Origin of the sequence: Collinsella aerofaciens (assembly GCF_901212495.1) — a bacterium.
Lineage (GTDB): Bacteria > Actinomycetota > Coriobacteriia > Coriobacteriales > Coriobacteriaceae > Collinsella > Collinsella aerofaciens_H.
On the sequence record NZ_CAAKNY010000084.1, the window covers coordinates 91,581 to 116,109 of the forward strand.

Below are 24,529 nucleotides of genomic sequence, written 5' to 3' on the forward strand. Positions count from 1 at the left end.
GGCGCTCATAATTGGGCGCGCGTTCATGCATTTGTTGTGCAACAAACCTGCTTTTCATCCGCTTATCGCGTGGATGGGTCCGCTCGTACCTCGTATTTGCCCATTCGTTGCGCAACCTCTTGGGTTCGCTGATACACTCAAATGTGGATATGAAAGAATGCGCCGCCTTTAAGCGGCGTGTTTTTGTTGGAGGAGAACGCATGCGGCCCGGGGGCACTCAGACAAAGCATGGCGCCGCGGTGCGCATGCGACGCCGGCTGAGCCTGGCGCCCCGGGCGTATGTGCTGCTGTCTTGCTCGCTCGTGCTGGTCATAGCCGGTGTTTCGGCTTATGGTATGACGGTGCCGTCCATGGTACAGGCGCATGCTGCGCGTGAGCTGCATATTGGGCGCAAGGCCAAAAGCGACTTGGGAACGACAACTGGATATGCGTGGGCGAGCATGGTCGGGCGCACCGTGTTTGGCGTCGATCCCGCGGACGAGGGCGAGCAGGCGTCCAACGAGGTTACGCTGGCAAACGGCAAAACCATCATGCTCACCGACACCAAGGTCATCGCGAAGCTTTCCAACAACAGCGTGGCTTCTGTCGTTAACAAGGCAGAGCAGCAGAAGGGGCAGGATACGCAGCAGGCTGGTAAGCCCGGCAGCTCGGATGGGTCCGGTTCTGGCACCGGTTCGGCGGGCTCGGACGGCGGTTCCGGTTCGGGCTCCGCCTCTGGCGGTGGATCTTCGAGTGGTGGCTCGACGGACGGCGGTAACGGCGGCGACACGGGCTCGGGTGGCCTCTCGGCTGCCGAGGAGGAGAGTATCCACAGTTGGCTCGTGACCAAATATAACCTACTCGATGGCTATGTCGCCCGCGCCAATAGCGTGGTGTCGACCTATAACGCCACGGGCGACACCGGACCGTGCGACAGCCTGGTCAATGACATGTTTGTCATCCGTGCTGAGTTTGGCCGGCAGACGTTTCCTCCCCAGTCAACGTGGTATCGACAATTCGCCAACCTTTGGGGTTGCTACACAACCCTGTGTCAATGGGTCGGACATTACGGCGACGATAACGTCGCGCTCAACAACTTCAACACCAATGTGGCGGCGATCGCCCTATGACGAACGACCTCGCTTCTACGGCAGCCCAGTCGCTCAACCGTGATCCCATGGTGGGCCTGCGCCTGGCACGCGTCGACGGGTTCGAGCCGGCCGTCGCCCTGGGCACGGACGAGCTTCCCGCCTACCTACGCCGTTTTACGATGCTGTTTGCCGACGACGCCACCATGCGCCGCGGCGGCATCGGCCGCGTGACGCGTGCCGTTAACGTGCAGGGCGAGGTCGTGGCGCTCAAGCAGCTCATTTTGCCAACGCGCGACGAATTTGATGACGATGTCGCCCACGAGGCGCTGGTCGCCAAGTTCAAGGCAGCGTTTCGCGAAGAATATGAATGTCATCGTGCCCTTTCGGGCCTTAAGGGCTTTCCCCGCTTATACGGGTGGGGCGAGGTCGACGGCGTGCCCGCGATTGTCATGGAGTGGGTCGAGGGCGAGACGCTCGCTCGCCTGCGCTCGCGTCTTGCCGTGGACGATGCCGGGCGTCTATCGCCGCTTGTGGCGGCGCGCCTGGGTCGCGACCTGTTCGATCTGCTCTGCCGCATGGGCTTGGTAGGCGAGGGGTTCGTCCATCGCGATATCTCGCCCGCTAATATTATGGTGCGCACGGCGCGCCTGCCGCTCGACCGACAACTTGCCGAAGGCACCTTTGACCTGTGCTTGATCGACTTTGGGTCGTCGCTGGCGCTCGAGCCCGCCTCTGCGGTGGCCGGCACCGGCGGCAAGGCATCGTTTACCGAGCGCTATGCCACGTTGCGCCGCGCGACGGTGGCCTATGCCCCGCCCGAGATGCTCACCGACGATATCCCCGACCTGCGCATGCTTCGCATGTCGCCGGCGATCGATGTCTATGCAGCGGCGAGTACGGTCTACGAGCTCATCGCCGGTGTCGCGCCGTACGAAGTGGCGCCGGGTGCGTCGGGTACTTCGGGCTCGCGCAAAAAGACGCGCGATATCGCCAGCCCTTATCGCCTCAAGATGGATACGCTGCCCGATTATCCCGTCGGCGCCCACGCGCCCGGCTGCAACTTGACGCAACTGCTGCGGCGCGAGCCCGATGTGGCACTTGCCGCGGCCGAGCAGGCTCAGCAGCTGGGGCTCGATCCAAATTCCGAGGATCTGCGCGATGCGCTGGCGTTTGTCGACGCTCAGCTGTTCGATGTGGTGATGGCCTGCCTGTCCTGCCATCAGGGAGATCGTCCCGAGCCGGCTGCGGTGGAGGCGGCGCTCTCGGCATTTTGCGACCACTATGCGCAAAATGTCGCCCGCTCGCTTCGTGCCGAGCCGCTCATGCCGTGCCCGATGGAGGTATCGGGGCACACAGCCCGGCATGCGGTGATGGTTGGTGCGACGGCGGTATGCGGCGTGCTTTGGGCTGCGGTCGTGGTATCAGCGGCGCTGTTGGCGTCGGGCGCCCATGTGACGCTCGTCGTGGGACCGCTTATGTGGTCCGGGAAGCTGCCGGCCCTGATCGCCGCGCTGGCGTTGGCACCGCCGGGCATGGTGGGCATCGCTGCCGGGGCCTTGGCGCGCGACCGCCGTGCGGGATTCCTGCAGGGCGTCTTGGCCCTTTCCGCCTGCGAGGTTCCGGCTCTGGCCGCACTCGCATGTGCCGTGTTTTCCCAGCATGCCGTGGCGGGTGGCCTGGTGGCCGCCATAATTGCAACCTATGCGCTCACGTGGTTTTTGCTGGCGATGGGGTTTGCCTTTGAGCTTCCCGTCGCGTCAGCACGACGTGCGAAAATTCCCATGGCAACGCCGCTTGCCGGCGGAGCCGCGGCTGCCCGCGCCTTTGGCGGGCCGGCCGAAGTACTCGACACTATCTCTGCGACCAAGGAGGGCTAAGCCATGGCTTCTCAGGCCGAGCTCACCCCGTGCGGGGCAATGTTTGACATCTTTAAGCGCGCAGCGCACCTGAGCCATATCGAACTGTGCGGCCTGGTGCTCTCGAGCCGTCCGCTCGCCGACGGCCGTAGTCCGCAGAGCCGTGCCGCCGATCGCTCCTGGGTTTCGCGCTTTATCGTGCGCGCGCCTGTCGGCACGCTGCAGGAACGTTATTTTGCCGATTACGGCACCTCGGCCGCGCGCATTATGTCGCAGCTGGCCCTGCGCCGTCGCAATCCTATGGACGCCGCGGCCGTGACCAATATGGTCTGCGGCCCCGCTGGCGAGCCCATGGTGCGGGCACTCGGGGAATGCCATCAGGACACGAATCTCTATCGCAATGCGCTCGAGCGCCTGTCGCAGGCGGCTGAGCTCATGCCCGCCGAGCGCGCCGAGACCATCCTGGTGCTGTTTGTCGCCGTGGGTTGCTCGGCAGATGTCCGCTCGTCGGTGACCTATGCCATCGACTACGCTCATGCGACCTGTGGCGGCGCCACGTCGACGCCGCGCTCGCTGAGCACATCTTCGGTCGCGGGCGAGCGCGAGGTCGCGCCGGCGCATCCGCTGGGACTGCTGCGTGTGCAAAACGGCTACGTGGTGAGCGCCCCACGCTGGATTCAGCCGAGTGAGGAAGGCGTCGAGATCGGCGCGCTGGCAACGGGGGAGGGCGACATCACCGACGTCGGCGACGACGTCTCGGCCCGCCATGCTCATATCTGGTGCGACGAGTCTGGCGCATGGTTTGTCGAGGACCTGTCGTCCACTAACGGCACCGTGGTGGTAAACGGGGCCACGAGTGTGTGTATTCAAGTAGAGCCCGGCCGCTCCGCCCAGCTCAACCCCAGCGACGAGCTCAAACTCGGCGAATCCACCACCTACGCCATCCTCCTCGGCGCCCTCTAGCCGGCAGTTAGGGACGTTCCCTTTCTGCCGGCACTTGGGGACACTCCTTGGCGCGTCAGAGCCAGTCGCCCGGGGATGGAGGGACCATTTTGGCCTTTGGCGGTCACCCGGGGTAAACCTTTACCGCCCACCTATATTTGCCGAAATTACACTTGACGGCGGGGTACAATGAACCCGCATGCGGATTTCCGTTGCGGGCGCTTCCCATCGCCGGGGCGTGCCCGGGAGCATCCGGCATGCGGCCTTTGCGGCGCTCGGTCATGTGCAAGACGGGTAGCTGGGCCTGTGGAGCGCATGCAGCCCTCCTCGCCTCGGCATGCCTTCTCTCCACGCCATGTACCTGCTGCTGAGTCCGCCTGCCAGATGATTGGAAGTAACAACGAAAATCCCATCTCGCCAACATCCCGGCGATCGCCGGGGCCTGTATACCTATATGAGAGGAGAGGGGTATATGGCGCGTAAGTTTAAGTCTATGGACGGCAACGAGGCGGCCGCATATGTTTCGTATGCGTACACCGAGGTAGCGGGAATCTATCCCATTACGCCGTCCAGCCCGATGGCCGACCATGTCGACCAGTGGGCGGCCCAGGGTCGCAAGAACATCTTCGGCACCCCGGTCAAGGTCGTCGAGATGGAGTCCGAGGCAGGTGCAGCCGGTACCGTTCACGGTTCGCTGGGCGCCGGTGCCCTGACCACCACCTACACGGCTTCTCAGGGTCTGCTCCTGATGATTCCGAACATGTACAAGATCGCGGGCGAGCAGCTCCCGGGCGTCTTCCACGTCTCCGCGCGTTGCGTCGCTTCCCACGCCCTGAACATTTTTGGCGACCACTCCGACGTCATGGCCTGTCGTCAGACCGGCTTCGCCATGCTCGCCGAGGGCAACGTCCAGGAGGTCATGGACCTCTCGCCGGTGGCTCACCTTGCCGCCATCGAGGGCAAGACCCCGTTCCTTAACTTCTTCGATGGCTTCCGCACCAGCCACGAGATCCAGAAGGTCGCCATGTGGGACTATAAGGATCTGGCCGAGATGTGCGACATGGACGCCGTCCAGGCTTTCCGCGATCACGCGCTCAACCCTGAGCACCCGCATACCCGCGGCAGCCACGAGAACGGCGACATCTTCTTCCAGAACCGCGAGGCCTGCAACAAGGTCTACGACGAGCTCCCTGCCGTCGTCGAGGGCTACATGAAGAAGATCAACGAGAAACTCGGTACCGATTACGGCCTGTTCAACTACTACGGCGCTCCCGATGCTGATCGCGTCGTCGTGTGCATGGGCTCCTTCTGCGACGTGCTCGAGGAAGTTATCGACTACCTCAACGCTCACGGCGAGAAGGTCGGCCTGGTCAAGGTTCGCCTGTTCCGTCCGTTCTCCATCAAGCACTTTGTCGACGTTCTCCCCGAGACCGTCCAGAAGATCGCCGTCATGGACCGCACCAAGGAGCCGGGTTCCATCGGCGAGCCGCTCTACCAGGACGTCGTCTCCGCTCTCTACGAGGCCGGCAAGACGGGCATCAAGGTCGTCGGCGGCCGTTACGGCCTGGGCAGCAAGGACACGCCTCCCGCGTCCGCGTTCGCTGTCTTCGAGGAGCTTAAGAAGGACGAGCCCAAGCGCGAGTTCACCATCGGCATTGTCGATGACGTGACCAACCTGAGCCTGCCCGAGGCCGAGGATGCGCCCAACACCGCCGCCCCCGGCACCATCGAGTGCAAGTTCTGGGGTCTGGGTGGCGATGGTACCGTCGGCGCCAACAAGAACTCGATCAAGATCATCGGCGATCACACCGACAAGTACGTCCAGGCCTACTTCCAGTACGACTCCAAGAAGACCGGCGGCGTCACCGTTTCGCACCTGCGCTTTGGTGATTCCCCGATCCGTTCGCCGTACTACGTGACCAAGGCCGACTTTGTCGCCTGCCACAATCCCAGCTACATCGTCAAGGGCTTCAAGATGGTCCGCGACGTCAAGCCGGGCGGCACCTTCCTGGTCAACTGCCAGTGGAGCGACGAGGAGTTCGCCGAGCACATGCCCGCCGTGGCCAAGCGCTACATCGCGAACAACAACGTCAACGTCTACCTGATCGATGCTATCGACCTGGCTGCCAAGGTCGGCATGGGCAAGCGCACCAACACGGTGCTCCAGTCCGCCTTCTTCGCACTGGCCAAGGTCCTGCCCGCCGAGGACGCCCTGCAGTACATGAAGGACGCGGCCACCAAGTCCTACATGAAGAAGGGCCAGGCCATCGTCGACGCCAACCACAAGGCCATCGATGCCGGCGCTACCGCCTTCCGTAAGTTCGAGGTTCCGGCCGACTGGGCAACCGCCGAGGATGCCGCCCCCGTCGAGCTCTCCGACGAGACCAAGTCCGCCATCGCCCAGCAGGTCAAGAACCTGCTTGAGCCCATCGATCGCATGGATGGCGACAGCCTGCCTGTTTCCGCCTTCGTCGGTTGCGCCGACGGCCAGTTTGAGCTGGGCGCCTCCGCATACGAGAAGCGCGGCGTCGCCGTCGTCGTTCCCCACTGGGACGAGACCAAGTGCATCCAGTGCAACCAGTGCGCCTATGTTTGCCCGCATGCCACCATCCGTCCGTTCGCGATGACCGAGGACGAGGCTGCCGCCGCGCCCGAGGCTACCCGCATGCTCGACGCTATGGGCCCCAAGGCCAAGGGCATGAAGTTCGCTATCGTCGTGTCCCCGCTCGACTGCATGGGCTGCACCAACTGCGCCAAGGTCTGCCCCAAGGGTGCCCTCGAGATGGTTCCCGCCGAGCAGGAGATAGACCAGCAGCCCATTTGGGACTACATGGTCGAGAACGTCTCCGAGAAGAAGGAGCTCATCGCGGCCAACGTCAAGGGCAGCCAGTTTAAGCAGCCCTACCTGGAGTTCTCGGGCTCCTGCGCCGGCTGTGCCGAGACCGCCTATGCACGTCTGGTGACCCAGGTCGCCGGCGACCGCATGTTCATTTCCAACGCCACCGGCTGTTCCTCCATTTGGGGCAACCCCGCTGCCACCGCTCCTTACTGCAAGGACAAGGACGGTCACGGCCCGGCGTGGAACAACTCCCTGTTCGAGGACAATGCCGAGCACGGTCTGGGCATGGCCGTCGGCTATGAGGCCGTTCAGCACAAGCTGATTGCCGCTACCCAGGACATCATCGCTGCCGATGGTCCGTCTGATGAGATCAAGGCTGCCGGCCAGGCTTGGCTCGACTCCATCAACGATGTCGAGGCCTCCAAGGCCGCTGCCGCCGCCTACGTTGCCGAGCTCGAGAAGTGCGGCTGCGAGGCTTCCAAGGCAATCCTCGCCGACAAGGCTTACCTCACCAAGAAGTCCTTCTGGATCTTCGGCGGCGACGGCTGGGCCTACGACATCGGCTTCGGTGGCCTGGACCACGTCCTGGCTTCCGGCCACAACGTCAACGTCTTCGTCTTCGACACCGAGGTCTACTCCAACACCGGTGGTCAGGCCTCCAAGGCCTCGAACCTGGGCCAGGTCGCTCAGTTCGCCGCTGCCGGTAAGGTGACCAAGAAGAAGTCCCTGGCCGAGATCGCCATGAGCTACGGCTACGTCTACGTGGCGCAGGTCGCCATGGGCGCCAACCCGGCTCAGACCCTCAAGGCCATTCACGAGGCCGAGGCCTACGACGGCCCGTCCCTCATCATCGGCTACAGCCCCTGCGAGATGCACTCCATCAAGAAGGGCGGCATGCAGAACTGCCAGGCCGAGATGAAGAAGGCTGTCGAGTGCGGTTACTGGAACCTCTTCCGCTTCAACCCCGAGGCTGCTGCCGGCAAGAAGTTCTCGCTCGATTCCAAGGAGCCCGCGGGCGGTTATCAGGAGTTCCTGATGAACGAGGCCCGTTACGCTTCGCTGACGCGTTCCTTCCCCGAGCGCGCCGAGGAGCTCTTCAAGGAGAACGAGCAGGCCGCTATGGACCGCTACGCTCACCTGCTGAAGCTCAAGACGGTGTACAACGAGGCCTAGTCTCCCACCGCAGGATCTGAGGGCTAACCTTCGCGGACGTCCTCGGACATGAACGAACCCCCGCTGTGCACTACGTGCGGCGGGGGTTCTTTCGTCCCGGTCGCTGTTTCGCGACTTTGCCGCGAAAGGCGCGTTACTTTGGGCGTGGAAGGGACTGGATTGTGGATTTGGATGATCTAGAGAGATATGGGCGCAAACGAGAAATCGTTGTTGGGGTCGTCCTTTTCCATAAACTCATCGAGACAGAATGTCATATAAATTGGGACGTACAGGACCTTGCCCTCGTTGCTAAGGTTCTCGCGGCTTAACACAACGGCCTCGGGAATTTTGTACTCGCTCACACTCATCAGACGGTCGAGGGCCGCATGCGCTCGAACCTTCTTGCCCGATTTGACCTCGATCGGGACAACATGCCCGCTGGTGCCCTCGACCACAAAGTCAACTTCGCCGACTTCGCGTGTCTGGTAGTACCACGCATCCGCCCCAAGGGCAACAAGCTCCTGCGCGACCACGTTCTCGTAGAGGCCGCCGAGGTTGGGGGTTTTCATATCAAGATAGATGGCGCGTGCCGTGCTGCCGGGATATCGCGATGCGAGCATTCCTGTATCAGACTCGTATAGTTTAAAAGCTGTCGCTTTCTCCGTCCTCTTGAGAGGACTCCGTGCCTCCGTCACCTGGGGAACCATCAATCCAACGCCCGCGTTCACCAGCCATAGGAAATCCCGCTCGTATTTTTGAAGACGAGCCCCCTCTCCCAGAGACGAAACAACAAAGCGATGAGACTCCGCCTCAAGTTGAACCGGAATTTGCTCGAAAATCGAGCGAACGTTAAACGCTCGAGTCGATGCATATTTAGAGATATCACTTTTGTACTGATCGACTAGCTGAATTTGAAGCTCACGCGTTCTCACGAGCGAATAACCCGAATCGATATAGTTCTGAACGACCTCCGGCATGCCGCCGCAAACGATATAGGCTCTAAAGTTCTTGAGCATCGCCTCATGAATATAGTTTTCGACGGGTCGCCTTTCGACAAGGCAGCTGCGAATTCCTGCAAGCACATTCTCGCTGACGCTGTTTGCCCAACAAAACTCTTCAAAATCCATCGGCCGCATAACAATGTGCTCGACATACCCTACCGGAAAAGAAGGGATTCCCTTAAACTCGGTCCCAAGCATAGACCCCGAGAAGACATTGCTAAAGCGCCCGTCCTCGACCAATGCCTTCATAAGCGTGACAATCTGCGGATACTCCTGAATCTCGTCGACAAAGATAAGGGTATCTCCCTCAACAAGCGGTGCGTCTGCAAGAAGGGCCACACGGTTGATAAAGTCAATGGCGTTCTTGGCGCCAGCAAGTACATCCTTTGCCTCGGTATCGAGCAGCAAATTGACCTCATAATACGATGCGTAGTTGTCTTTTCCAAACGCGCGAATCGCATAGCTCTTGCCAATCTGACGCGCACCGGTAACAAGCAAGGCCTTATTAGAGTTATTCTTCCAGCTCAAAAGCCTGTCAGTGATCTTACGGCGTAGCATTAAAACCCCTAAATGACAAAAATTGGCAAATAGATTTGCCCCTAATCATACAAAAATTGGCAAATAGATTTGCCCAAAATTATACAAAAAATGGCAGATAGCAAAGCCTGCTTCGGTCTCAAAGCCGCCGAACCGGCACGGAACTTTACGAAAAGGCGTGCGGCGCTGTTGCTGAGGGTGGCCAAGTCGACAGTGTCGCCGTTGACGTTCTCGGTTGCCTAGGCGCGCAGGAGCGAAAGGGCGTCAGCAGCGTTCAGGCAGTACCCGACGGTAAAATTCCATACTGCGAACTCACAGTCGTTTGCCGAAGGGTGAGACGCGATTGATTATTCCCTAAGTTGGATGAAAAACGCCATGTTTTTGCAGAGGTGCATACTCGTCTTATTAGTGCATAGAATCTCGTATAGTGCGAGTAAGATTTTGCGCTATCTGTTTTGTGTTTAGCAAAGATATAGTTTGCATAATCCAGCCTAATCCTCGCTCCATTTAAATAAAGTCGCACGTAAATGGCGTAAACATATCTGAGCTGGGGTTCTGTACGCTGAGCGGATAAAAACGACCGTTCACCGTTCAACTATTTTCAAAATGAATAAAATGAGCGATAAAGAGAATATAAACCTTAATAAACTCGCGTATCGCACGGACGCGGGTTATTAATGGGTTGTAGGCCTTTTACAGAAAGGATTCCAGCAATGTCTAAGCCTCTTGGCAAGCCCGATCGTATTGTCGTCGCCCTTGGCGGCAACGCCCTCGGCAACAACCCCGTCGAGCAGATCGAGGCCGTGAGCAACACCGCCCACGCCCTCCTCGGCCTGATCGAGCAGGGCAACGAGATCATCATCACCCACGGTAACGGCCCGCAGGTCGGCATGATCCAGAACGCCTTCGCCGCTGCCCATGACGCCATCGGCACCCCCGAGATGCCGCTGCCCGAGTGCGGCGCCATGTCCCAAGGCTACATCGGCTATCACCTGCAGCAGGGCATTGGGCGCGAGATGCACAAGCGCTATAAGCGTTGGCACGCCGCAACCGTCGTCACCCAGATCGAGTGCGACCCGGATGATCCCGCGTTCAAGACCCCGACCAAGCCGATCGGCCCCTTCTACACCGAGGAGCAGGCCCGCGAGTTCATGGCCGAGGATCCTTCCAAGGTCTTCGTGGAGGATTCCGGTCGCGGCTGGCGTCGCGTCGTCGCTTCCCCCGACCCCAAGAAGATCGTCGAGGCCGACTCCATCCTCAACCTGCTCGATAACGAGTTCATCGTCATCGCCTGCGGTGGCGGCGGCATCCCCGTCGTCCGCGACTACGAGAACAAGGGCTGCTACAAGGGTGTTCCCGCCGTCATCGACAAGGACCTGGGCGGCGAGCTGCTGGCCGAGGACTGCGACGCCGACGTTCTGTTCCTGCTGACCGCCGTCGAGCATGTCGCCATCAACTTCGGCAAGCCCGACCAGGAGGAGCTCGAGGACCTCACCGCCGACGAGGCCGAGCGCCTGGCCGACGAGGGCCAGTTCGGCAAGGGTTCCATGGAGCCCAAGGTCCGCGCTGCCATCAAGTTCGCCCGTTCGCGCAAGGGCCGCACCTGCATCATCGGCGCCCTGGACAAGGCTGCCGAGACCATGGCTGGCCTCTCCGGTACCCGCATCCACGAGTAGTCCCTACTCTGTTGCCTCTCTCGTGGGCGCCAAGCAAAGCGCCCACAAACTAGCCTCTCTTCATGAGCCCCGCGGTCCGCTCCGACTGCGGGGCTTTTGTTTCAACCCGGCACTTGGGAACCCGGCACTTGGGGACGTTCCTTTCCTGCCGGCAGCCGGGCTGGTCATTGGGGACAGACTTAAATGAGTGGCACCGATCAACTGCGGAAAGCGCATCCCACAATGAGTGTCCAAAGCGGGGCACAGTTTCCCAGGTACTCATTTAAGTCTGTCCCCAATGAGTGCCCAATGACTAGTAGTAGGCCCACATGGCTTCGACTTCGTTAAGGACCTCTACGACGCCCCAGCGGCGGGCGCTGCGGCTGGCCGAGTTGGGATCGAAGACTTCAATCTGGTCGGCGTCGTCAATACCGTAAAGCACAATGTAGTGGCCCACGTTGGTAAAGGTGCCCGGTCGAACGGCGGCGATGACGGGCGCTCCCGAACGCAGCGCCTGAGCCATCGAGTCGCGATCGTCATGGAGCTCCGTTCCGTTAAGTCCCAACTGCCACGCGCCGCTCGTCATAAACGACCATTCGGTTGCACCGGTGGGGGCGTAATTGCCCGCCTCGGAAAGCGCGCACATATCGACGGGGGTCATATCGGTGCGTCCCGTCTTAAAGATATAGACCATGGTGAGGCACGTGGGCCCGCAGGCATTTTGGCGGATGGTACCGCCGGCGTAAGGCAGCTCCGACCACGCAGGGTCGATCTGATAGATATGGGGCATCGTTCCGGCTTGCCATTGCGAGCGCGGGGTCGAAAAGGCGAAAGAATAACCGGGCGCGACGGGGGCCTTGAGCAGCTTTTCCTCGGCGGTGGGCTCTAGGCCGGCAGAGCCATGGGACATACAGGAGCTCATAAGCACAAAGACCAGACAGGTGAGGATAGAGCGCAGTGCGAGGCAAAGTCGACGAGCCGGCAGGGCGGGGGCATTCACGTACGATGTCGAGCGGTAAGGCTTGCCGTCGCGTCCGCCTTGGGGATACGAAAAGAAGCGGCTGATATGGATGCCGGGCTGACGTGCGCCGTTGTGGCTCAGCTGCGGAACCTCGGCCTGACGTTGTCGAGTGCGCGCGCCCAAGCGGCTATCTTGCTGTGCGCTTGTGCCCGTGCTCGGATGGCCACTCTGCCGTGTTCTGCTTGTCTGCTGCCGAGACGAAGTCCTGGGTTGCTCTTGAGGGCGTTGCGGATTGCCGCTCGTGGCACTTCTGGGCGTCGGCGTGGTACGGCCAGCAAGGCGAACGCTTTGTCGCCGTTGATCGCCGTCGTTGTATCCGTATGCCATTCGTACCGCCTTGTCTCATGTATAGCCTGTCTATCCTACAAAAAAGATGTGTAACAAATGGGTCTGCGCGTCAAAAGCTCGGTAAACGGTACGAAAGGCGCAAAACACACGGCCTCAAAAACATCTCTATATGCGTCCGATGAGCGTGCGCCCGTCGGGCGGGCGGCAACAATGAGCGGCAAACCGTGCCGTTCGTCCCAAAAACGGCGCCGCTCGTTTTGCAGTTCTGCCTTCGGTCGAGCCATGGGCGGCCATGCTGCGCCAAGGCCGTATTGTAAAGTCACGAATTATAAGTGTGCGGTCAGACGGACTGTACAAGGGGCGACGCCAAGGGGCGTCAAAAAGGAAAGGAGGGGAACAATGGCGGACAAGAACACAGAAGTTGCAATTGAGGATAACGGCGGCATGAAGAAAACGCTTTCGCTTTGGAACTTCTTCACCATCGGTTTTGGCGCCATCATCGGCACCGGTTGGGTTCTGCAGGTCGGCGACTGGATGGTCGTGGGCGGCGGTCCCGTTCCCGCTATGATCGCATTCCTCTTGGGTGCGATCTTCCTCGTGCCCGTCGGAGCTGTTTTCGGTGAGCTCACGGCTGCTATCCCCATCTCGGGCGGCATCGTCGAGTATGTCGACCGTAGCTTTGGCCGTACGCTGAGCTACATCACCGGATGGCTTTTGGCCCTGGGCAACGGCATCCTGTGCCCGTGGGAGGCTATCGCCATCTCGACCCTTGTGTCCGAGATGTTCGGCAGCCTGCCCGGCCTTGAGTGGCTGCGCGCCGTCAAGCTCTACACCATCCTGGGGGCCGACGTTTACCTGTTCCCGACGCTGATCGCGCTCGGCTTTGCAGTCTACGTCATCTTCCTCAACTTCCGCGGTGCCAGCTCGGCCGCCAAGCTCCAGGCCTTCTTGACCAAGGCTCTGCTCTGCGGCATGCTGCTCGCCATGGGCGTCTCGCTGTTCACCGGCTCGCCGGACAATGCCATGCCTGTGTTCTCCCAGGTCGCCGGTGCTGGTGGCGGCAAGGCCGCTACCGAGAGTACCAGCCTGTTCGCCGGCATCGTGTCGGTCCTGGTTCTGACTCCGTTCTTCTACGCCGGTTTCGACACCATTCCTCAGCAGGCTGAGGAAGCAGCCGAGGGCCTCAACTGGAACAAGTTCGGCAAGATCATCTCCCTGGCCCTGCTGGCCGCCGGCGGCTTCTACATGGTCTGTATCTATTCGTTCGGCACCATCCTTGACTGGCATGAGTTTGTTAAGAGCCCGGTTCCCGCGCTTGCCTGCCTCAAGGGCATCAACATGCTCCTGTACCTGGCCATGCTCGTCATCGCCACGCTTGGACCGATGGGCCCGATGAACTCCTTCTACGGCGCCACGAGCCGCATCATGCTCGCCATGGGCCGCAAGGGCCAGCTGCCCGAGAAGTTCGCCGAGGTCGACCCCAAGTCCGGCGCTCCCAAGCTCGCCTGCGTCGTTCTGGGCGTCATCACCGTCATCGGTCCGTTCCTGGGCAAGAACATGCTCATCCCCCTGACCAACGTGTCGGCTCTCGCCTTCATTTTCTCCTGCGGCATGGTCGCCCTCGCCTGCCTGCGTATGCGCTTTACCGAGCCTGACCTGCCTCGTCCCTACGAGGTGCCCGGCGGCAAGTTTGGCATCGGCCTCGCTATCGCTGCCTGCGCCATCATCATCGGCCTGCTCGTGATTCCGTTCTCTCCCGCCTCCCTCAACATGGTGGAGTGGAGCATCGTGATCGGCTGGTTAGCTATTGGCCTGGCCCTCATGGCCTTCACCAATTCCCGCAAACAGTAACGCCTAGCCGGGGCGGATCGGGGGTGCGCGGGACCCTCCCTTCCGCGCACCGAACCCGGCATCACTTGGGTAGTTTTGTGAGGCCTTGGCCCAACACGGCCTCGCCCACTGTATGGATCCATAAGGAGGAACCATGTCCACTCAGTATGCAATCGTTGGCGGCAAGCTCATCGACGGTACCGGTGCCGAGCCGGTCGAGAACTCCCTCGTTCTCGTCGACGACAACGGCAAGATCGAGTACGCCGGCACTATGCAGGACCTTCCCGAGGGCGTTGAGGTTATCGACGCCGCCGGCAAGACCGTCCTTCCCGGCCTGATCGACACCCATCTGCACTTCTCGGGCAACTTGACCGACGATGACACCGACTGGGTTATGCAGCCGCTCCTCGAGAAGCAGGCCGTCGCCGTCAAGCAGGCCTACGACTGCCTCACCCACGGCCTCACCACTGTCTGCGAGATCGGCCGCTTTGGTATCCAGGTTCGCGACTGCATCGACAAGGGCGTCTTTAAGGGCCCGCGCGTTCTGGCCACCGGCCTGGGCTTCTGCCGCGTTGCCGGTCACGGTGACTCCCACCACTGCACCCAGGAGCTCAATAAGGAATCCCATCCCTGGGGCGACCAGGTCGACGGTCCTTGGGATCTTCGCAAGGCCGTCCGTCGCCGCCTGCGCGAGAACCCCGATGCCATCAAGATCTGGGCCACCGGTGGCGGCATCTGGCGCTGGGACTCCGGTCGCGACCAGCACTACTGCTCCGAGGAGATCCAGGCCGTGGTCGAAGAGGCAAAGATGGTCGGTATCCCCGTGTGGAGCCACTGCTACAACAACCACGCCGCTGCCTACGATTCCGTCCGCTTTGGCTGCGAGCAGCTGATCCACGGCTTCGATATCGATGAGCGCACCATGGACCTCATGGCCGAGCAGGGCACCTTCTTCACCCCGACAATCGCCTTCCTGCCCACCTGGTACGCCACCTATCCGCCCGTCTACGTTCCCGAGCTGCACGACAAGTACGAGGGCACCCTGGTCGAGAAGGAGCTGCAGCGCAATTACGACTGCCTGCGCGAGGCCAAGAAGCGCGGCGTCGTCATGACGATCGGCTCCGACTCCTTCTCCTTCGTCACCCCGTACGGCACCTGCTCCATCGAGGAGATGTACGAGTTCGTCGACAAGATCGGCTTCACCCCGGTCGAGACTATCACCTGCGCCACCCTCAACGGTGCCAAGATGTGCCACATCGAGGACGAGACCGGTTCCATCGAGGCCGGCAAGTGCGCCGACCTGCTGGTCGTCAACGGTGACGTCGCCGCCGACATCCACGTGCTCAACACCGACAACATGGACGTCATCATGAAGGACGGCTGGATCGTCGAGGCTGGCACCTTTGGCGAGGCCAACAAATACAGCGCCTAAGATACCGTTTGTCGATGGCTGGATGTAAAACACAGTTTTTGATTGCATAATGCAATGGAGAGGGTCGCTTGCGGCCCTCTTTATTGCTATCGGTGCCACGGACAAGAGGGGATGACGGTGGATTTAAACAGGCTGATTCTGGGCAAGAGCTACAATTCTACCAAGGTCTTTCGTACGGCCCAGCATGTGGTCCAGGCCATCCTGCTCGGTATTGTCGTTCCGGCGCTTATCCTGCTGCTTATCTGGGATTTAACCGATAATCCCAATCCCGTTCCGGGCGTTGTCGTTATTGCCGGCCTGGTCATGCTGTGCTTCTTCTTCTCGTATGTCTTTGTGGTCCCCGATGACCTCACATCGAGCGCAACCGACCGTACGCTCGCCATCGCATCAAAAATATTCGCCTATACGTCGCGCGGCCTTACGCCCGAAGCGGCCCTGGGCGCCTCTAAAATCATCCTGTCCGAGACTATCGCCTCTGCCATCTGCTTTACCGACGGCAAACAGGTGCTGGCAAGCTGGGGCGAGGACTCGGCAAAATGTCCTGCCGGCACCCCGGTCGTGCTCAAGACCACGCTCAACGTGATCGAGTCCGGAGAACAGAGTGTATTTTCGCGTGACGCCTCCTATGAGACGGGCGGCTATTTTCCCCGCCTGCGAGCCGGCATTGTCGCGCCGCTTGCCGTGCGCGGGCATTGCGTGGGTACGCTCGAGCTGTACTATCCCCGCCTGAGCAGCATCGATATGCGCCAGACGGCGTTGGCCTCGGGCTTTGCCGATCTCATCTCCACGCAGCTCGCCAGCTTTGAGCTCGAGCGCCAGGATGAGCTCACGGCCCGCGTTGAGCTTCGCGCCCTGCAGTCGCAGGTCGACCCGCATTTTCTATTCAATACCATTAGCACGATCGTGTCGCTCGTTCGAACCGAGCCCGACAAGGCGCGATCGTTGCTGATCGACTTTTCCAACTACTATCGTCAGACGCTTTCTGACTCCGATACGCTCACCACGCTCAAACACGAGGTGGAACAGGGCACTCGTTATATCAATCTTATGCAGGCCCGGTATGGCGACGGCCGTCTGCGCGTTTCGGTCGATATCGACTTTGAGGTGCGCGACAGCCTGGTACCGCCGTTTATCTTGCAGCCGTTGCTCGAAAACTGCATCAAGCATGCGCAGCGCGAGATCGAGCCGCTTTCTATTCGTGTTAGGGCTTTTGAGACCGATGACGGCTTGGAGATCATCGTCGAAGATGACGGTATCGGGATGAGCGAAGAAGTCTGCGCGCATCTGTTTGAGCAGCATCGCCGAGAGGAACCCGAGAGCATTACCGCCGACGGCTCCGTCAAGCGAGGTTGCGGCCTGGCGCTCTTCAACGTGCTTCAGCGCATCCATTTCTTTTACGGAGAAGATTCTGGCATGCGCGTGAAGTCCCAGGAGGGCGTGGGAACGCAGGTCATCGTTGAGTTGAACGGCGAGCCGCATGAGCCGGCGCCGCTAACGGTGTAGCATGCGGTTGGATTGAGAGAAAAAGAGGGGAAGCGCATATGTCCGAGGGCTGGAACATCTTGGTGGTTGATGACGAGCCTCCCATTAGGGCTGAGCTACGCTATCTGTTGGAACAGGACACGCGTGTGGGTCAGATTGCCGAGGCGGGCAATGTCACCGAAGCTGTGGAGTTGATTCTGTCGAACAAGCCCGACGTGCTGTTTTTAGACATTACCATGCCCGGTCGCTCGGGAATTGAGCTTGCCGAGACGCTGCAGAACCTAAAGACGCCGCCGGTCGTGGTGTTTGTGACGGCATTTGCCGAGTATGCGGCCGATGCCTATAACCTCGATGCGGTCGATTACGTCGTCAAACCGGTGGAGGATGCCCGCCTGTCAAAGGCACTCGACAAGATCGAGGCTGCCCTGGGTGCTCGCCGTGTCGTCCATGCTCCGCGCCAGCCTTTGCGCCTGACGGTGGATCGCGGGGGCAAAAGGGTGTTCATTCCCGTGGCGGATGTCTGTTACTTTGAGGCGCGCGCCGATTTTTGCAACGCCGTCTGCGCCGAGGGAACATACCTAATCAATGAGTCGATTTCCTCGCTCGAGCGGCGCTTGGCCTCCGAGGGCTTTATCCGCGTCCATCGCAGCTATCTGGTTAATTTGGAAGACGTGCATAATGTCGAGATCGGCTCCACGGGCCTGATGGAGCTCAGGCTCGACCGTGTGAGCTCGACGGTGCCCGTTTCACGCCGTCGCGCTGCCGAGGTCAAATCGCACTTGGGGCTAGCGTAAGGGTCGGTGCGCCATCGTTTGCCGTTGCGGGTTTGGTATGACCGCGCGGTGGGCATAATGGGTGGCATCGAATGAAATCGAAAGGAACAATATGCCCGCGCTCATTACGCATCATCTGTTTGGCGAGGAAAGCATCGACCGTCTTCCGCAGGGCGTTATCACGTCCGACGAGGAGCGCATCGCCTTTATCCTGGGAAACCAAGGTCCCGACCCGTTTTTCTTCCACATACTCACGCCGCGCATTTCCGACTGTACGTCGCTTGCTCAGGTCATGCACCGCTCGCGCATGTCGCGCCAGTTCTCGTGCCTGCGCGACGGCGTGTCGCACCTGCAACCGCGCGATGCCAATCTGGGTCGCGCCTTTGCGCTGGGCCTGCTGTCGCACTATGTGCTCGACCGCAATGCCCACCCCTTTGTCTACGAGCAGCAGTTTGGCATTGTTGATTCCGACCCTGAGCTCGAGGCTTCGGGCAGCCAAATCCACGCCGTGCTCGAAAGCGACCTGGATGTGCTGATGCTGCAGCTCAAGCGCGATGGGGCAACGGTCGAGGATTATCCGCCGGCGGGCGAGATCGTTACCACCGACCGCATCAATCGCGTTGCCGGCGTGCTGATGAGCTACGTCGCCGGGCGCGTGTACGGTATCGACATCCCGGCGGGGGAGTACGCCGGCGCCGTCTCGGACATGCAGATGCTCTACCGCACTATCGAGCCGGCCGGTTCGGCCAAGGCGCGCGCGATTGCCCTGCTCGAGGGCTTGGTGCACGATTATTCGCTGCTCGACGGCCTTGCGCACCGCGTGACGACCGAGCTGCCCGAGCGTACCGGCAACCTGGGCCACTTGGCATGGAAGAACCCCTTTACCGATGAAGTCTCGACCGAGAGCTTCCCCGAGGTCTTTGACCGCGCGCTGCTCGATTACGAGTGCACGGTTGCCCGCTTTATCGAGACCGGCGATATGGAAGCCGTGACCAACCACGTCAATTACAGTGGTCGCGTGCTCGACGCCGACGAAGAGTTCGACCGCGAGGAGTAGGGATCGTGCGTGCTCCTTTGCCGAATCCTTACCGGCGCCTCTGGACAATTGGGGTACGATGAACTAACTGCATATCGGGCGAATACGAAGGGGCCCTGTCCATGAAATACACCAAGCTCGAGCGTAACTGGGTTATGTACGATGTGGGCAACTCGGCCCTCGTACTGCTCAATACCTCGGTGGTGCCCATCTACTTCAACGCCATCAACACCGGTGCTTCTTCGGCCGACCTGGTGGTTGCCTGGGGCAACGCGCAGACGATGGCCTCGCTGGTCATCGCCATGCTCATGCCCGTTCTGGGTGCACTTGCCGACTACGCCGGCAATAAGATCAAGTTCTTCATGGGCTTTTTCCTTACGGGCCTCGTGCTTTGCTTTGCGCAGGCCATCCCCATGTCCGCGATGGCGTTTTTGACCGTCTACGTGCTGTGCACCATCGGCCTCAACTCGTCCATGACGTTCTACGACGCCATGCTGCCCGACATCACTACCGACGAGCGTATGGATGCTGTGTCGAGCTCGGGCTTCGCCTGGGGCTATATCGGCTCCACCGTTCCGTTCATCGTCTGCCTGGCGCTCATTATGGGCGGTCCCACCCTCGGCATCCCCACCATGCTGGCGACGCGCCTGTCGTTTATCATCACCGGTGCCTGGTGGCTCATCTTTACCTTGCCACTCATCCGTACCTATAAGCAAAAGTACGGTCGCGAGCGTGGTCCCCAGGACAGTCTCGGTCACATTGTGGGTGGTGTGTTCTCCGAGGTCAGGCATACCATGCGCGAGATCGCCAGCAACAAGACCATCCTTCTGTATATGATCGCGTTCTTCTTCTACATCGATGGTGTCCATACGGTCATCTCCATGGCAACCAGCTACGGCTCGGCTTTGGGCATCGATTCGACCCAGCTGGTGCTGGCACTGCTCGTCACGCAGTTCGTTGCTTTCCCGTCCGCCATCATCTACGGCAAGCTCGCCGGTCGCGTGGGCACGCTCAACATGATCATGGTGGCCGTCGCCGCCTACATGGGCATCGTGCTCTTTGCCGCGTTTTTCCTCAAGACTGCCTTTGAGTTCTGGGTGCTCGCCATTTTGGTTGGCTTGTTCCAGGGTGGCGTGCAGGCGCTCAGCCGCAGTTATTTTGGCCGCATCATCCCCAAGGAAAAGTCCAACGAGTACTACGGCTTCTTTGATATCTTTGGCCGCTACGCAAGCGTGATGGGCACCTTCCTGGTGTCGGTCGTCACCTCGCTGACCGGCAACCCGTCGCTGGGTGTCCTTTCCATCGGCGTGCTGCTGGTGCTTGGCTTTGTGCTGCTGGTCCGTCTGTCCCGCATGGCTCAGACGGCGGCGTAAGGCAACCGGGCTCAGTGCAGCAATTGTGCCTATCTGCAGTACTCTTTTGGAAGTAGCCGCATAAATCATTCTGACTCCCGAACAATGTTTAGCCCAAGTGGGTATGATGGAACCAGCTAGGTCGCGGGGCGTCGCCTGTGTTTGGCGGCGCCCCGTTTTTGTGTTGCAAGGAGGGTAAAGGTTTGAACGCCACGGTTGTGATCCCAACATATTGGGCGGGCGATGATATCCAAGCAAACGCTCTCGGCACCTACGATCACTCGACGTCGCTCAATGCCGCCAACCCGGAACTCGATCGCTGCCTGACTTCGCTCGAGCAGGTGCGCGACATTCCGCGCATCATTCTCTTGGTGGTCTGTCCGGTTTCCGCCACGGCCGACGTATCCTATCGCGTGCACGAAATCGTTCATGCGCATCCCACACTCAAGGTCACCATCGTTACCAATACTCAGGCTTCGCGTGTTGCCGACCGCGTGGCACAGATTGCGCCCAAAGGCTCGGGCGAGTGCGTGAGCCTGCGCGGCTACGGCGCCATCCGCAACATGGGTCTTGCCTGCGCGGCGGTGCTGGGGCACGACGCGGTTGTGTTTTTGGATGACGACGAGACCGTCATCGATGCCGACTTCATGAAGCGTGCGACCTATGCGCTGGGCCAGCAGACGCGTCAGGGCCTGCCGATTTTAGTCAAGAGCGGATACTTTTACGATCGCGACGGGTCGCCGCTGGCTCCCACGGACAAAGCAGGCATTTGCCATCGTTGGTGGACCAAGCGCATCGAGTTTAATCGTTGGATGAAAAAGGCACTCTCGGGCACCCGCATCTCGCGCTCCAATTACGTGTGCGGCGGCCTGATGGCCCTGCACGCCCGCGCCTTTACCCGTGTGGCGTTTGACCCGTTTATCACCCGCGGCGAGGACCTGGACTACCTGTTTAACATGCGCATGTTTGGCTACGACGTATGGTTTGACAACGAGTGGACCGTTCGTCACCTGCCGCCCGAGTCCGAGAAGCGCTCGCCGCGCTTTATGCAGGACGTGTACCGTTGGTACTACGAGCGGGCCAAGCTGACGTTCGCTGCGCACCAAAAGGAGCTCATTCCGGTTACGGCCGCATCACTCATGCCCTATCCGGGTCCGTGGATCTCGCGCGAGCTCGACGACCGCGTGCGCAAGACCGCCATGGTCCGCAGCCTGTTTACCCGCGAGCACGAGGGGTATCTACGCATTTGGCGCCACGGTATTGACGAGGCCAAGACCTACGCGCGCCAAAACGCCGCAAGCTATCTGCGTTTCCAGAGCTTTTGGCCCAAGATCATGGACGAACTTTGGCGCGACGCACAACTGATTAGCATCCTGGAGGGGGCTGAATGATTGACCGCCGCGCCCAGCGCGATAATTCAATTTCAATCTTTCGCGTGATCGCTGTTGTCTGCGCCATTTTCGTGCTGATGTACTTTGTTTTTGCCCTGGCGACTGGAATCGAGCCAATCGCGACCGTGGTCGCCTGCGCACCGCTGTGCATCTTACTGTGCATTTTTATCTTTTTGACGCTCAATCCCGATTCGGTGCGTTCGCAGTACACCGAAGAGACGCTTTCGGTGGCCTCTGCCATGCTCGAGGACATCAAAGGCGGCCTGACGCAGGAGTCGGCGCGTCTGGTGTGCCAGCGCATTTTGCCCGAGACACGTGCCATGACCGTTGTCATCACCGATGAGAGCAACGTACTGGCCTGCGCGGGCGAGTTCGAGGAAAAGCTGCTGCCCGATTCACCCATCCACACACTTGCCACGCGCTACGTTATCGAGCACGGCATCGTTCAGTCATTCAACCGCGTGGTGGACGTGGTGGGTTCGGATGGATCACACAACCATGTTCCCGCCGGTATCATCGCGCCCATCAAGGTGGGCGACCGCACCGTCGGCACGCTCAAGTTCTACTACAAGACCCCGCGTGCCGTCGACCGCACCCAGTATGCGCTCGCCTCGGGCTTTGCCGAGATCCTGTCCACGCAGCTCGCCATCCACGAGCTCGAGGTGCAAAAGGAGCTCACGGCCCGTGCCGAGGTGCGCGCCCTGCAGGCGCAGATCAACCCGCACTTCCTGTTCAACACACTCAACACCATCGCGTCGTTTACGCGTACTGACCCGCTACGCGCCCGCGAGCTGCTGCGTGAGTTCTCCTCGTTCTACCGCGCCACGCTCGACAACTCGGGGTCGCTTATCCAGGTCTCGCGTGAGGTTGCCCAGACCAAGCGCTACCTGACGTTTGAGAAGGCGCGCTTTGGCGAGGACCGCGTGCTGGCGACCTTCGATGTCTCCGAGGATGTCGAGGACACGTTGGTCCCGGCCTTTGTAATCCAGCCCATCGTCGAGAACGCCGTGCGGCATGGCATGGGCGATGACGGTGCCCTGCGGATCGACGTGACCGTCCATCAAGACGGCGACGACGCAATCCTGATTGCCGTGGCCGACAACGGTGTGGGCATGGACGAGGGCACCGCCGCCAGGCTGTTTGATGATCGCTCCGCCCGTCCCGATGCCAGTTCCCCGCAAGGCGGCGGCGCCGGCGTGGCCATGCACAATATTTCTGAGCGCATCCATCGCTTTTATGGACCGCACTCTTATACGCGCGTCGAATCGGCGCCGGGCAAGGGCACCAAAGTGCTCCTGCATCTTGATTTGTCAGAGAGCATCTTTGACATTCAAGAGTAAAATAAAAGGCTATGGGCTCAACGCCAAGCGGCAGATGCCCAGCGTAGTTTGTTGACGAAAGGTTTAATCCCTATGCTGCGTGCGATGATTGTGGATGATGAGGCCCCGGCCCGTTCGGAACTTCGCTTCTTGCTCGAGCAGACGGGCAAGATCGGCACGATCACTGAGGCGTCGAGCGTCCGCTCCGCCATTGAGATGTTGATGGAAAGCCGCGTCGATGTCGTATTTCTCGATATCTCGATGCCCGGCGCTTCTGGTCTGCAGCTTGCCGAGGCACTGCATAAGCTTAAGAATCCGCCGGCGATTGTGTTTGTGACCGCGTATAGCGATCATGCCGTCGAGGCGTTCGACGTAGATGCCGTCGATTACCTCATGAAGCCGGTTGAGGAGGCGCGCCTGGATCGCGCGATCGAGAAGGTCATGCAGCACGCCAAGCCCGTCACGGACAGCAAAGCCACCATCGAGCGCATTCCGGTGGAGAAGGGCGGCCGTAAGGTCCTCATTCCCGTGGATGACATTCGCTTCATCATGGCCAAGGACGATTACTCCTGTATCTATACCATCGATGATCGTTTTCTATCGACGACTTCGCTGGCGCAGTTCGAGGCCAAGCTTTGCGACTTTGGCTTCTTTCGCGTTCATCGCCGCTATATCGTCAACTTGGCGTGCGTCACGGATGTCGAGACGGTGCCCTCGGGCGCTATCCAACTGGGCATTACGGGTGTCGACGAACGCGTGCCGGTCTCGCGCCGCCGCGTTGTGCCGCTCAAGAAGGCCCTGAGCCTCTAGTGCACTGGCCCCGCAGCCCTGTAGACCAATTGTCTGCGGAGCCGTGGGGTTTTATATACGTCGAATCGGTTTTGCAGAAGGGATCCCATGAACAGTGCACGCGCCAAACGCATCGACATCATCTCGGACACCCACGGCTATCTTTCGCCCGCGCTTCTGGACGAGCTCAAGGGTGCAGATCTGATCATCCACGCCGGAGACCTCACCTCAGAGATGGATTACGAGCATCTATGCACCATCGCCCCCGTGCGAGCGGTCCTAGGAAACAACGACTACTACCGCGACTACGGCCCGGATGTAGACCGTCTGGCCATCTTCACCTACGAAGGCCTCAAATTCGCCGTAGCCCACTACCGCGAAGACCTGCCCGTGGGATCCGTAGACGTAGCCATCAACGGTCACACCCACGTAACCAAAGAAGCCCGAGTAGGCCGCTGCCTGGTCCTCAATCCCGGCAGTGCTAGCTACCCCAGAGGCACCAGAGGCCCCACCATGGCCAGAATGCTCGTAAAAGACGGCAAGATCCTGAGCACCAAATTTATTGACTTGGAGTAACCGCAACAAAAACGGGGGATGCAGATCGCATCTCCCGTTTTTGTTTGAGCCAAAGGCAGAGTCCCAACAAGATCCATCAGACCGATCCCGCCGAGGAGCACGCGGGCTAGCCGCGTAGCGGCGCACGCCCGCAAAACTGGTTGAACATAGTGACGGCAGGGAGGGTCTCCGGGGCCGGCTGGCGCGGG

Annotated in this window: 17 protein-coding genes; 15 read left to right on the forward strand and 2 right to left on the reverse strand. The window is 60.4% G+C overall.

The genetic code is table 11. The annotated features are described in order from the left end of the window. Positions 1 to 200 precede the first annotated feature (200 nt). The 4 genes from SFLMC1_RS10620 (at position 201) to nifJ (ending at position 7,880) form a co-directional block, all read left to right on the forward strand. Positions 201 to 1,109, forward strand: coding sequence for a hypothetical protein (locus SFLMC1_RS10620; protein ID WP_152074147.1), 909 nt, complete (start codon positions 201 to 203; stop codon positions 1,107 to 1,109). After that, positions 1,106 to 2,947, forward strand: a complete 1,842-nt coding sequence (locus SFLMC1_RS10625; RefSeq protein WP_152074146.1) for a serine/threonine protein kinase — start codon at positions 1,106 to 1,108, stop codon at positions 2,945 to 2,947. The genes SFLMC1_RS10620 and SFLMC1_RS10625 overlap by 4 nt, the downstream gene beginning before the upstream one ends. Before the next feature lie 3 nt (positions 2,948 to 2,950). Beyond that, positions 2,951 to 3,889 carry an FHA domain-containing protein gene (locus SFLMC1_RS10630; protein WP_152074145.1) on the forward strand — a complete coding sequence of 313 codons (939 nt, stop codon included), beginning with the start codon at positions 2,951 to 2,953 and terminating at the stop codon, positions 3,887 to 3,889. A gap of 451 nt (positions 3,890 to 4,340) precedes the next feature. Beyond that, a complete protein-coding gene (nifJ, locus tag SFLMC1_RS10635; RefSeq protein WP_152074144.1) occupies positions 4,341 to 7,880 on the forward strand; it encodes a pyruvate:ferredoxin (flavodoxin) oxidoreductase in 3,540 nt (1,179 codons plus the stop codon). 176 nt (positions 7,881 to 8,056) lie between these two features. On the opposite strand, the gene SFLMC1_RS10640 is transcribed toward nifJ, so the two are convergent. Beyond that, positions 8,057 to 9,418 carry an ATP-binding protein gene (locus SFLMC1_RS10640; RefSeq protein ID WP_152074143.1) on the reverse strand — a complete coding sequence of 454 codons (1,362 nt, stop codon included), beginning with the start codon at positions 9,416 to 9,418 and terminating at the stop codon, positions 8,057 to 8,059. 692 nt (positions 9,419 to 10,110) lie between these two features. Between SFLMC1_RS10640 and arcC the strand changes: the two genes are divergently transcribed. Then, on the forward strand, positions 10,111 to 11,073 hold the full coding sequence (gene arcC / locus SFLMC1_RS10645; RefSeq protein WP_154063942.1) for a carbamate kinase: 963 nt from the start codon (positions 10,111 to 10,113) through the stop codon (positions 11,071 to 11,073). A gap of 292 nt (positions 11,074 to 11,365) precedes the next feature. Here the strand turns inward: arcC and SFLMC1_RS11360 are convergent, their stop codons facing one another. Further along, positions 11,366 to 12,196, reverse strand: a complete 831-nt coding sequence (locus tag SFLMC1_RS11360) for a C39 family peptidase (RefSeq protein ID WP_226814258.1) — start codon at positions 12,194 to 12,196, stop codon at positions 11,366 to 11,368. 564 nt (positions 12,197 to 12,760) lie between these two features. Between SFLMC1_RS11360 and SFLMC1_RS10655 the strand changes: the two genes are divergently transcribed. From SFLMC1_RS10655 to SFLMC1_RS10700, 10 genes are all read left to right on the forward strand, one after another. Continuing rightward, the gene (locus SFLMC1_RS10655; RefSeq protein ID WP_152074141.1) at positions 12,761 to 14,212 is read left to right on the forward strand and encodes an APC family permease; all 1,452 of its coding nucleotides are present in this window, start codon (positions 12,761 to 12,763) and stop codon (positions 14,210 to 14,212) included. Positions 14,213 to 14,345: 133 nt separating this feature from the next. After that, entirely contained in the window at positions 14,346 to 15,623 is a 1,278-nt protein-coding gene (locus SFLMC1_RS10660; protein ID WP_152074140.1) for a metal-dependent hydrolase family protein, read from the forward strand. A 117-nt stretch (positions 15,624 to 15,740) separates the two neighbouring features. Then, positions 15,741 to 17,126, forward strand: a complete 1,386-nt coding sequence (locus tag SFLMC1_RS10665) for a sensor histidine kinase (RefSeq protein WP_226814257.1) — start codon at positions 15,741 to 15,743, stop codon at positions 17,124 to 17,126. Between the two features lie 38 nt (positions 17,127 to 17,164). After that, on the forward strand, positions 17,165 to 17,899 hold the full coding sequence (locus SFLMC1_RS10670; protein WP_152074138.1) for a LytR/AlgR family response regulator transcription factor: 735 nt from the start codon (positions 17,165 to 17,167) through the stop codon (positions 17,897 to 17,899). Between the two features lie 91 nt (positions 17,900 to 17,990). Continuing rightward, positions 17,991 to 18,935: a zinc dependent phospholipase C family protein gene (locus SFLMC1_RS10675; protein WP_152074137.1), complete on the forward strand. Its 945-nt coding sequence runs from the start codon at positions 17,991 to 17,993 to the stop codon at positions 18,933 to 18,935. Between the two features lie 101 nt (positions 18,936 to 19,036). Continuing rightward, positions 19,037 to 20,287, forward strand: coding sequence for an MFS transporter (locus tag SFLMC1_RS10680; RefSeq protein ID WP_152074136.1), 1,251 nt, complete (start codon positions 19,037 to 19,039; stop codon positions 20,285 to 20,287). A gap of 182 nt (positions 20,288 to 20,469) precedes the next feature. Further along, positions 20,470 to 21,657 carry a glycosyltransferase gene (locus tag SFLMC1_RS10685; RefSeq protein ID WP_152074135.1) on the forward strand — a complete coding sequence of 396 codons (1,188 nt, stop codon included), beginning with the start codon at positions 20,470 to 20,472 and terminating at the stop codon, positions 21,655 to 21,657. After that, positions 21,654 to 22,997, forward strand: a complete 1,344-nt coding sequence (locus SFLMC1_RS10690) for a histidine kinase (protein WP_152074134.1) — start codon at positions 21,654 to 21,656, stop codon at positions 22,995 to 22,997. The genes SFLMC1_RS10685 and SFLMC1_RS10690 overlap by 4 nt, the downstream gene beginning before the upstream one ends. 72 nt (positions 22,998 to 23,069) lie before the next feature. Beyond that, positions 23,070 to 23,786, forward strand: a complete 717-nt coding sequence (locus SFLMC1_RS10695; protein ID WP_118206610.1) for a LytR/AlgR family response regulator transcription factor — start codon at positions 23,070 to 23,072, stop codon at positions 23,784 to 23,786. Positions 23,787 to 23,873: 87 nt separating this feature from the next. Then, a complete protein-coding gene (locus SFLMC1_RS10700) occupies positions 23,874 to 24,341 on the forward strand; it encodes a YfcE family phosphodiesterase (RefSeq protein WP_152074133.1) in 468 nt (155 codons plus the stop codon). Positions 24,342 to 24,529 lie beyond the last annotated feature (188 nt).

What these genes read in the sequence shown, in the direction of transcription:
- SFLMC1_RS10660 (WP_152074140.1), top strand. Translation starts at nt 14,346, where the DNA reads ATGTCCACTCAGTATGCAATCGTTGGCGGCAAGCTCATCGACGGTACC.
- arcC (WP_154063942.1), top strand. Translation starts at nt 10,111, where the DNA reads ATGTCTAAGCCTCTTGGCAAGCCCGATCGTATTGTCGTCGCCCTTGGC.
- SFLMC1_RS10620 (WP_152074147.1), top strand. Translation starts at nt 201, where the DNA reads ATGCGGCCCGGGGGCACTCAGACAAAGCATGGCGCCGCGGTGCGCATG.
- SFLMC1_RS10630 (WP_152074145.1), top strand. Translation starts at nt 2,951, where the DNA reads ATGGCTTCTCAGGCCGAGCTCACCCCGTGCGGGGCAATGTTTGACATC.
- SFLMC1_RS10680 (WP_152074136.1), top strand. Translation starts at nt 19,037, where the DNA reads ATGAAATACACCAAGCTCGAGCGTAACTGGGTTATGTACGATGTGGGC.
- SFLMC1_RS10670 (WP_152074138.1), top strand. Translation starts at nt 17,165, where the DNA reads ATGTCCGAGGGCTGGAACATCTTGGTGGTTGATGACGAGCCTCCCATT.
- SFLMC1_RS10640 (WP_152074143.1), bottom strand. Translation starts at nt 9,418, where the DNA reads ATGCTACGCCGTAAGATCACTGACAGGCTTTTGAGCTGGAAGAATAAC.
- SFLMC1_RS10690 (WP_152074134.1), top strand. Translation starts at nt 21,654, where the DNA reads ATGATTGACCGCCGCGCCCAGCGCGATAATTCAATTTCAATCTTTCGC.
- SFLMC1_RS10655 (WP_152074141.1), top strand. Translation starts at nt 12,761, where the DNA reads ATGGCGGACAAGAACACAGAAGTTGCAATTGAGGATAACGGCGGCATG.
- SFLMC1_RS10700 (WP_152074133.1), top strand. Translation starts at nt 23,874, where the DNA reads ATGAACAGTGCACGCGCCAAACGCATCGACATCATCTCGGACACCCAC.
- SFLMC1_RS10625 (WP_152074146.1), top strand. Translation starts at nt 1,106, where the DNA reads ATGACGAACGACCTCGCTTCTACGGCAGCCCAGTCGCTCAACCGTGAT.
- SFLMC1_RS10695 (WP_118206610.1), top strand. Translation starts at nt 23,070, where the DNA reads ATGCTGCGTGCGATGATTGTGGATGATGAGGCCCCGGCCCGTTCGGAA.
- nifJ (WP_152074144.1), top strand. Translation starts at nt 4,341, where the DNA reads ATGGCGCGTAAGTTTAAGTCTATGGACGGCAACGAGGCGGCCGCATAT.
- SFLMC1_RS10675 (WP_152074137.1), top strand. Translation starts at nt 17,991, where the DNA reads ATGCCCGCGCTCATTACGCATCATCTGTTTGGCGAGGAAAGCATCGAC.